The following is an 8022-nucleotide window of genomic DNA, read 5'->3' on the forward strand; positions in this document are numbered from 1 at the left end:
ACCGACGACCTTCGGGTTATGAGCCCGACGAGCTACCAGACTGCTCCATCCCGCGCCTGAAATACTTTATTACTTTGTACTAACTGGTTTATTTTACTACATTTGTTGATAAACAACAAATTTGGTTGCGGGGGCCGGATTTGAACCGACGACCTTCGGGTTATGAGCCCGACGAGCTACCAGACTGCTCCACCCCGCGTCCGATATGGGGCACTATACTCGGGATGAGATCTGATGCAAGTTTTTTCGTGTTTTTTTTCATTTATTACGGATTGTAGAACAAAATACATACTTGACGATTATTTTTTAATCTTAATCCATGGGAGTGTAGGCAACCGAAGGTATAAATAGAAAACAGAAATAGTGGGCTAAAATATGTTTACTCATTTCATTCTTAATTTGAGTTTGCTATTGTGCGCTTCATATTGGATTAGTTCGGGCAGAAAATCATGAAATTATGGCAAAAATGGTTAGTCACAGGTATGTGTGTTTCTTTTTTGGTTGGATGCCAATCTCACCCAACTGATAAAGGGCAGCAATATAAAGATGGTCACTTGGTTAGTGATCTTCAAAAGGTTAATCAAGTAAATACTCAAGGCCGCCCGATTAATACCCCTGATTTTAATCGCCAAGTTATTGAAATTAAAAATGCCTCACCTCGTCTTTTTCAAAATAATAATGAAACTTATCATGCTATAGAGAACTGGCTAATGGCAGGCGGTGACCCGAGCCAGTTAGTTAATTTCAATTTAGCGGCTTTTCAAATGGAAGGTGCAGATAATTATGGCAACGTACAGTTTACGGGCTATTACACACCTGTTATTGAAGCGCGACGTACACCTCAAGGTGAATTTCGCCATCCATTATATGGAATGCCACCTAAAGGTAAAAAGCGTTTACCTAGTAGAGCGGCAATTTATAACGGGGCGCTTAGTAATAATCTAATTTTAGCTTACAGTAACTCTGCGGTTGATAACTTCATGATGGAAGTGCAGGGGAGTGGCTATGTGAACTTTGGTGATGGAAGCCCATTAAATTTCTTTGGTTATGCAGGCAAAAATGGCCATGCATATAAAAGTATAGGTAAAGTGTTAGTTGACCGTGGTGAAGTGCCATTGAATAAAATGTCATTGCAAGCTATTCATGATTGGACAAACAGTCATAGCGAAGAAGAGGTTCGTCAACTATTAGAAGAGAATACGTCATTTGTTTTTTTCAAACCTCAATCGTTTGTACCTGTCAGAGGCGCGAGTGCGGTACCTTTGATAGCTAAAGCTTCTGTGGCATCAGATAAATCATTAATTCCAGCGGGTACAGCTTTATTGGCTGAAATACCGGTACTTGATAATAATGGTAAATTTACGGGGCAATATGAAATGCGTATGATGATTGCCTTAGATGTGGGTGGTGCAATTAAAGGACACCATTTCGATATCTACCATGGAACAGGTCATGAAGCCGGTAAAATGGCCGGGTTTTATAATCATTATGGACGAGTTTGGGTACTGAAGAAGGATCAACAGCTTTTTGGTGCTAGTAAGTAGTAGCCGTTTTAATTAAGGTCATTTGTTATTATGCAAACTCAGCTTTCTGATGCGTGGATGCAGCGCTTTGCTGGAATTGGGCGCTTATACGGGCAACAAGCACTTTTTCTTTTTGCTCGCTCTCACGTGTGCGTTATTGGTATTGGTGGTGTTGGGGTATGGGCTGCCGAGGCGTTAGCGCGTTCGGGTATTGGTTCAATCACATTAATTGATATGGATGATGTTTGTGTGACAAACACTAATCGTCAATTACATGCACTTAGCACCACTGTGGGACAACCCAAAGTAGATGTAATGAAAGCACGTATTTTGGCGATTAATCCCGAATGTATTGTGAATGTAATCGATGATTTTATTACTGTCGATAATGTGTCTGAATACCTCAGTACGGGGTTTGATTATGTTATTGATGCAATTGATAGTGTAAGGCCAAAAGCTGCGTTGTTAGCCTATTGCCGACGTTTTAAAGTCCCAGTTGTCACCACTGGAGGCGCAGGTGGTCAAATCGATCCCACTCAAATACAAGTTGTTGATTTGGCTAAGACGGTTCAAGATCCTTTAGCCGCTAAATTACGCGAACGTCTAAAGTCTGACTTTAATGTCGTTAAAAATAGTAAAGGTAAGTTGGGAATTGATTGTGTGTTCTCAACAGAGCAATTAGTCTATCCACAAAGTGATGGAACTGTCTGTGCGGCAAAAAGCACGGCGGATGGCTCTAAACGGATGGATTGTGCATCTGGTTTTGGTGCAGTAACAATGGTCACCGCAAGTTTTGGTTTTATCGCTGTTTCTCATGTACTTAAAAAAATGATCGCCAAAGCACAAAGAACGGTGAAATGATTAAATGAGGCTAATAATAAATTATATTAATAGCCTCATTCAGTTATTTAAGCCGGGGTCATCTCATTGGCGATATTTCTAATCGCAGTAATTAAGGATTGGATGCCATTTTGGCGAGATTCACTTAATTGACCAGATAATCCTGTTTGATTTAAAATATCAGTAAAATCGATTTCGAGGATTTGTTGGGCGGTTTTAAGCTCAATAGCTGCTAATAAAATTGCAAATAAGCCTTTAACAACACGACCTTCACTATCACCATAAAAATGGAAAGTCTCATCATCATTTAAGAGCGCGCCAATCCATACTCGGTTTTCACAGCCTTTAACCTCTTGAGTTTGTTGTTTCTCTTCATCGGTTAATGCAGGTAGCTGTTTGGCTAGTTGGATCAGCAAGCGGTACTTATCTTCCCATGCTTTTTGGGTAGAGAATTGTTCAACTATTCCTGGAATAACTATCTCAGTACCAAAAGGGTGCGGAGCAAGTTCATGTTTAGTCGAAGTCATTAGGCTTCCTTCTTCATCATTTAATATCGATTTAATCATTTAGTATTGAAAGGGCAAATTTGATTGCCTTAATAAATTGGTCAATATCTTGCTTGTTATTATAAGGCATTACTGAAATGCGTAAACAGCCTCTAATATTTAAAGCATCCATTAAAGGTTGAGCACAATGTTGCCCATAGCGTAGTGCAATATTTTGTTCGGTCAAGAGAAGCCCTAAATCACTATGATGAATATCTTTAAAATTGAAAGACAGTAAGGGTGAATTGGGCGTGCTATAACAAATCAAATTATCGAGTTGCGAGAGTTGTTCATGTGCATATTGGATCAGTGAGCAAGAATAAATTTCTGCTTGAACGAAGTCTATCTTATTTAACCACTCTAACACAGCAGAAAATGCGATTACCCCTGCTATATTAGGCGTTCCAGCTTCAAAACATTGTGGGATAGGGGCTGGAGTGAAATCATCAAAAGTGACGTCAGTTAGCATTTTGCCACCTCCATGCCAAGGGCTCATTTGTGACAGTAAACTTGGCTTTCCATAGCAGACACCTAAGCCTGTAGGACCATAAAGTTTGTGGGCAGAAAATGCATAGAAATCAATATCAATAGCGGATACATCAATTGGGAGATGAGCAATACCTTGGGCACCGTCAACGACCACAAGTGCACCCGCAGCATGGGCAAGTTGAGTGATTATGCTTAGGTCAGGTTGGTAGCCCGTTACATTTGACATTTGGGTGATTGCGACGACTTTACTTTTTGTATTTAGTTTTGATTTAAGTACGTCTATATCTAATATTAGGCTGTCATTAATTGGCCATTTAACAATTTTAGCTCCAGTCTGCTTTGCCAGTATTAACCACGGTAATAAATTCGAATGATGCTCTATTTCACTTACAATAATTTCATCATCAGGTTGTAATTTTTCTCTAAAAAAGCTTTGGGTGATGAAATTTATGGATTCAGTGGTGCCGCGAGTCCAAATAATTGACTTTTCATTTGGTGCATTGATTAACTTTGCAACTCTAATTCGCCCTTGCTCATAGTCATTGGTAATTTTTAATGATTCAGCTGATTGACCTCGATGGACAGAGCTACCGGATAATTGATAGTAATTATTCGATGCCTCAATCATAGCTAAAGGTTTTAATGCGGTTGCCGCACTATCTAAAAAAGTAATATTGGCAGCTATAGCAGGGAAGGCTTGGCGAAATTGAGTAGCATTGAAGTGATCCATAGTGTTTATTCTTTTATACCTAGTTTGAGATTCATTTTGACAGACTAAATTTTAAAAATTAATTATTAGGTTTATCAAGAAGGATGATAGTTGAACCAGTCATTTTTTAATCTATTCGTTGAAATGTTTTGTTACATTTGCTATTAATTGTTTCAACGAAATTTAATTGATTTTAAGATGATTCAGTGTTTTGCATGACAATGCAATCCCTTTTCTGAACGATGAGTGATTTTTAGCTTAGTTTACGGACTAATTTCAAGAATTATCTTAAATATCCAAGTGAATATTTTTTCGGTAAACTAGTAGCTATTCATAGTTTGTTGTATTTATTAATTTATTTGCTTTACTAAATATTATAATAGGCAAAAAAAAGCACCGCGCTTAGGCGGTGCACTATAAAATCACTATGGACAGACAGGGTAAATGTACAGGAAGTGAAAATAAACAGTAGCAATAGCTACAACGTCTGGCATCCCCAGACAACTTGCAAACACAACATCACAACCACAAAGCCAAAAGTTCCAAAGTAACTAAACTCTGTAACTTTTCGTTCCGGCTTAGGAAGTGTGCATACTATAGGTATTTACTGGCGTATCCTCAAGGGACAATTTATAATGCTTCGGATGAAAAAAACTAATAGATACCTATATGCCAAATAGAAGTGATTATGTCTAAAAGATTACCGCCACTTAATGCACTGAGAGTCTTTGATGCCGCAGCCCGTCATTTAAGTTTTACTAAGGCGGCAGAAGAATTATTTGTGACTCAAGCTGCTGTTAGTCACCAAATGAAAAGCTTAGAAGATTTTCTTGGCTTAAAATTATTCCGTCGACGTAATCGTTCGTTATTATTAACGGAAGAAGGTCAAAGTTATTATCTTGATATTAAAGAAATTTTTTCTTCTTTAAATGAAGCAACTCGAAAATTACAAGCGCGAAGCGCTAAGGGAGCATTAACCGTAAGTTTATCACCGAGTTTTGCTATTCAATGGTTGGTACCACGCCTTGCGGGGTTCAATCAAGCGTATCCTGGTATTGATGTGCGAATTCAGGCGGTAGATAGAGAAGAGGATAAATTGGCAGATGATGTCGATGTCGCTATTTTCTACGGTAAAGGTAATTGGTCAGGACTTCGAACAGATAGGCTCTATGCAGAATATTTGATGCCTGTTTGTTCTCCTTCGTTATTAACGGGAGAGCTTCAGTTAAAGCATCCTGAGGATTTGGCTAATCATATGCTATTACATGATTCTTCTCGTCGGGATTGGCAAGCATATATTCGGCAATTAGAATTACAAAATATTGTTAATGTACAAAAAGGGCCTATTTTTAGTCATAGCTCAATGGTTATCCAAGCGGCAGTGCACGGTCAAGGAATTGCATTAACGAATAATGTGATGGCACGAAATGAAATTGATGCAGGGCGTTTAGTTTGTCCCTTTAGCGAGGTGTTAGTCAGTAAAAATGCATTTTATCTTGTCTGTCAAGAAAGTCAGGCTGATATAGGAAAAATAGCGGCATTTCGTCAATGGGTACTCGCTCAGGCTGCAAGTGAACAAGAAAAATTAGGTTTTATTACGGGTGACCAAGATGTGGCGCTTAATCAGTAATCAAATATTTCATAAAAAGGTGTTACTGTGAATAGTCGTTTGATGTTAATTTTTGCGGGAATTAGTGGTTTTTTTACCGTGGCTTTCGGAGCTATCGGTTCCCACGCACTATCTTCAATCATGAGTGTCCATCAGATGGAATGGATTGAAGTCGGTATACGTTATCAGATGTTACACACAGTGGCTTTAATGGTGCTCGGTGCAATTTTACTGCGTAAAGTTGTACTGTGGTTCTATTGGTCTGGTGTTTTTTTCTCGGTAGGCATACTTCTTTTTAGCGGTAGCCTTTATTGTATGGCCCTATTGCAGGTAAAATACTTTTCTTATTTTACGCCTATAGGGGGAGTTTGTTTCCTTATTGGCTGGCTGTTAGTTGTTATCGGCGCTATGCGTCTAAGGAAATCGGCGTCACGCAATGAGTAATAAAATTGCATTATATTGCCGCCCAGGCTTTGAAAAAGAGTGCGCAGCAGAGATCACAGATAAAGCTGGGCAAAAAGAAGTCTTTGGTTTTGCTCGAGTAAAAGATAATAGTGGTTATGTCATTTTTGAATGCTATCAAGCTGAAGATGCAGATAAACTTGCACGTACTTTACCTTTTAGTGAACTTATTTTTGCTCGTCAGATGATAGTCGTTGGGGATTTACTCAAAGATTTACCCCCAGAAGACCGTATTACACCAATTGTGAATGTACTTAGCCAACAAGTTGCTCGAGCTGGCGATCTTCGCGTTGAGGTTGCTGATACTAATGAATGCAAAGAATTAATGAAGTTTTGCCGTAAATTTACGGTGCCTTTGCGTAACGCTTTACGTAAAGAAAAAATACTTCTTACACAAGAAAATTTTAAACGTCCGGTTATTCATGTGTTCTTTATTGCACCAGGTTGTTGCTATACAGGCTATTCGTATACCAATAATAGTTCTAGTTTCTACATGGGTATCCCTCGGTTAAAATTACCATCAGATGCGCCTAGCCGTTCAACACTGAAGCTTGAAGAAGCATTCCATGTGTTTATTCCTTATGATGAATGGGAAGAACGTTTAGCCAGTGGAATGAAGGCGGTAGACTTAGGGGCTTGTCCTGGTGGTTGGACCTATCAGCTTGTGAAGCGCAGCATGATGGTACATGCAGTTGATAATGGAACAATGGCTGAAAGTTTAATGGATACAGGGCAGGTTACTCATCACCAAGTTGATGGTTTTAAGTTCCGTCCAATATCTAATAATATCACTTGGCTTGTTTGTGACATGGTTGAAAAACCCGCTAAGGTTGCTGCGCTTATGACTGAATGGCTGCAAGAAGGCCTGTGTCGTGAAGCGATTTTTAACTTAAAATTGCCAATGAAAAAACGTTATGAAGAAGTCTCTCATATCTTAAACAAAATGCAGGTTCAGCTAAAAGAGCACAGTATTAACGTGCGTATTCAAGCTAAACAGCTATACCATGACCGCGAAGAGATTACAGTACATGTTCAGCGTGTCTGGTCAGCGAATCCAATGGCTCGTGAGTATTACTAGCATTTGATGGTATTCAATACGTTAAAGTAAAAAAGGTCACTTTAGAGTGACCTTTTTTATAGCAATTATTTGGCTTGATAGCGCAGTTGGTTCAAATTACCTTGAATAATGATGTCGGTCTTTAACGTGGCAATATCACGACAAATTAGTGCAATTTCTTGCTGGTTAATTAATTTTTTTTGCCATTTTTCATCTAGATTATCGATATTCGTGTATAAATTTTCAATCGATTGGTATTGCTGTAATAGCATCGTTGTACTTTTAGGACCAATTCCTGCAACTCCTGGTACTTTACTACTACTAATACCGGCAAGCCCCCAATAATCAGGAAGTTGTTCGGGCGTTACACCAAACTCTTTTTCAATAAAAGGAACATCTAACCATCGTTTTTGAAAATAATCGCGGATCCGAATATTGGGTGATAGTAATTGGCAATAGCCTTTATCTGTCGATACTATCGTCACCATATGCCCTGTATTTGCGATACGTTTTGCCAACGTCGCGGCAAGATCATCGGCCTCATCACCTTGAGATTGCCAGCAATGGACCCCTTTTTCCTCAAATTGTGTTATCAGTGAAGGTAGGTTTTTTTGCAAGTCTTCAGGCATAGGTTGGCGACCTGCTTTGTAGTCAGGTAATTTTTCATGGCGCCAGCTAGAATGCCTTCCTTCTTCATCAAAAACAGCGACAACGTGGCTTGCTTCAGTATGATTGATGAGTTGAGATATCGCAGATAAGCAGGTATCTCCACATGGGCTTCCTTGCAC

At 39.1% G+C, this 8022-nt stretch carries 8 protein-coding genes and 1 tRNA gene; 5 read left to right on the forward strand and 4 right to left on the reverse strand.

Going from position 1 to position 8022, the window contains the following annotated elements; translation table 11 throughout:
• Positions 1-122 precede the first annotated feature (122 nt).
• Positions 123-199 (reverse strand) — tRNA-Met (locus ACTH6U_RS21155).
• Positions 200-449: 250 nt separating this feature from the next.
• Between ACTH6U_RS21155 and mltA the strand changes: the two genes are divergently transcribed.
• The gene (gene mltA / locus ACTH6U_RS21160) at positions 450-1544 is read left to right on the forward strand and encodes a murein transglycosylase A (RefSeq protein WP_441833085.1); all 1095 of its coding nucleotides are present in this window, start codon (positions 450-452) and stop codon (positions 1542-1544) included.
• A 30-nt stretch (positions 1545-1574) separates the two neighbouring features.
• Positions 1575-2384: a tRNA cyclic N6-threonylcarbamoyladenosine(37) synthase TcdA gene (gene tcdA, locus ACTH6U_RS21165; RefSeq protein ID WP_336430514.1), complete on the forward strand. Its 810-nt coding sequence runs from the start codon at positions 1575-1577 to the stop codon at positions 2382-2384.
• 47 nt (positions 2385-2431) lie between these two features.
• Here tcdA and csdE read toward each other — a convergent pair whose 3' ends face one another.
• Entirely contained in the window at positions 2432-2890 is a 459-nt protein-coding gene (gene csdE, locus ACTH6U_RS21170; RefSeq protein WP_294106859.1) for a cysteine desulfurase sulfur acceptor subunit CsdE, read from the reverse strand.
• Between the two features lie 31 nt (positions 2891-2921).
• Positions 2922-4127 (reverse strand): cysteine desulfurase CsdA, encoded by a 1206-nt coding sequence (gene csdA / locus ACTH6U_RS21175; protein WP_441833086.1) that lies wholly within the window; start codon positions 4125-4127, stop codon positions 2922-2924.
• A 667-nt stretch (positions 4128-4794) separates the two neighbouring features.
• Between csdA and ACTH6U_RS21180 the strand changes: the two genes are divergently transcribed.
• Genes ACTH6U_RS21180 through rlmM form a run of 3 tightly spaced genes read left to right on the forward strand, consistent with a single transcriptional unit; the run spans position 4795 to position 7255 of the window.
• Positions 4795-5736 (forward strand): transcriptional regulator GcvA, encoded by a 942-nt coding sequence (locus ACTH6U_RS21180; protein WP_294106863.1) that lies wholly within the window; start codon positions 4795-4797, stop codon positions 5734-5736.
• Between the two features lie 27 nt (positions 5737-5763).
• The gene (locus ACTH6U_RS21185; RefSeq protein ID WP_294106865.1) at positions 5764-6159 is read left to right on the forward strand and encodes a DUF423 domain-containing protein; all 396 of its coding nucleotides are present in this window, start codon (positions 5764-5766) and stop codon (positions 6157-6159) included.
• Positions 6152-7255 (forward strand): 23S rRNA (cytidine(2498)-2'-O)-methyltransferase RlmM, encoded by a 1104-nt coding sequence (rlmM, locus tag ACTH6U_RS21190; RefSeq protein WP_294106867.1) that lies wholly within the window; start codon positions 6152-6154, stop codon positions 7253-7255. The genes ACTH6U_RS21185 and rlmM overlap by 8 nt, the downstream gene beginning before the upstream one ends.
• 65 nt (positions 7256-7320) lie before the next feature.
• On the opposite strand, the gene xni is transcribed toward rlmM, so the two are convergent.
• Positions 7321-8022, reverse strand: a 702-nt coding sequence (gene xni / locus ACTH6U_RS21195; protein WP_441833087.1) for a flap endonuclease Xni, incomplete at its 5' end; no start/stop codon positions are given.

It is taken from the genome of Providencia sp. (genome assembly GCF_052096715.1).
Taxonomy (GTDB): Bacteria; Pseudomonadota; Gammaproteobacteria; order Enterobacterales; family Enterobacteriaceae; genus Providencia.